The following is a 522-nucleotide window of genomic DNA, read 5'->3' on the forward strand; positions in this document are numbered from 1 at the left end:
CTGCTGCAGGGCGGCACGGGCAGCGACGTGTACCTGTTCGGCCGCGGTGACGGCTACGACACCGTGCGCAACGCGCCTTATGCCAACAGCAGCGACCCCGGCAACGGGGTGTACACGTTCTGGGAGCGCCACGAGAGCGATTCGGACAACACCACCGACGTGCTGCGCTTCAAGGAAGGCGTCAGCGCGGCGGACCTGAACGTGTGGCGCGACGGTGCGCACCTGATCATCGCCATCCGCGGCAGCGACGACCGCGTGACCGTGGAAGGCTTCTTCGGGCGCAACGACGTCAACCACACCTACAGTGTGGACCGCATCGAATTTGCCGATGGCACCCTGCTGACGGATGCGCAGATCCGTGCACTGGTGCAGGCAGCAGACGCCGGGGACAACTGGATCGCCGGCCTGAACAGCTCCGACAGCCTGAGCGGCCTGGCTGGTGACGACACTATCTACGCCTCAGGTGGCAACGACACGGTCGATGGCGGCACGGGCAACGACCAGTTGTATGGCGAAGTCGGC

Annotated in this window: 1 protein-coding gene; it reads left to right on the forward strand. The window is 65.7% G+C overall.

Features of this window, described 5'->3' with window-relative positions; genetic code table 11:
* The coding region (locus tag ACY0MJ_RS22325; protein ID WP_462640757.1) for a calcium-binding protein at positions 1–522 on the forward strand (522 nt) is incomplete at both ends.

The sequence above is a fragment of the Ramlibacter sp. bp-362 genome, assembly GCF_054956735.1.